The sequence below is a fragment of the Vibrio sp. 1288 genome, from assembly GCF_033344475.1.
Genome location: NZ_JAWPOX010000262.1, coordinates 1 through 883, shown reverse-complemented (window position 1 = coordinate 883; position 883 = coordinate 1). Strand labels below are relative to the sequence as shown.

Annotated in this window: 1 pseudogene; it reads right to left on the bottom strand. The window is 47.3% G+C overall.

From position 1 onward, the window contains the following. Positions 1 to 883, bottom strand: a pseudogene (carB, locus tag R8O11_RS26105) (carbamoyl phosphate synthase large subunit); the annotation flags it as partial.

The window sequence follows — 883 nt, the reverse complement described above, 5'->3', positions numbered from 1 at the left end:
CCATGATCTTGTCTTTATCTGTTGGGTTTGCTTCACACTCTTCATCGTAAGATGAGTACATGTAAGCCGTATCAGAAGAGAACTCTGCCGCACACGTATCCACACGCTTGTAGACAGGGTGGATGTCAAACTGGTCACGTAGACGACGGATTTCGCTTTCAGCCACACCTAACAGTTTAGATAGGCGCGCATCAGAGAAACCTTTACGTTTCATCTGGCGTAGAACTTCTTCTGTTAGACCAGCAAAGCCACCGGCTTTCACTTGCTCTTCTAGTTTAACTAGCTCTTCAATTTGAACTAGGAACCAGCGATCAATGTTCGTCAGGTTAAACACGCCATCCACTGACATGCCCGCACGGAATGCATCTGCGATATACCAGATACGCTCTGCGCCAGCTTCTTTTAGTTCGTGACGAATCTTAGTTAATGCGTCAGGTGCATCTAGGTCAACCATCTCATCAAAGCCAGTCGCGCCAACTTCTAGGCCACGTAATGCTTTGTGAAGAGATTCTTGTTGGTTACGACCAATCGCCATTACCTCACCAACTGACTTCATCTGAGTCGTCAGGCGATCGTTAGCGCCAGCAAATTTCTCGAAGTTAAAACGAGGAATCTTGGTCACTACGTAGTCGATAGTAGGTTCGAATGATGCCGGAGTTGCACCACCTGTAATGTCGTTTTGCAGCTCGTCTAGAGTAAAGCCAACAGCCAGTTTCGCCGCAATCTTAGCGATTGGGAAACCTGTTGCTTTTGATGCCAGAGCAGAAGAACGGGATACACGTGGGTTCATCTCGATGATAACCATACGGCCATCTTTCGGGTTGATACCAAACTGTACGTTTGAACCACCTGTTTCAACACCGATTTCACGCAGAACCGCTAG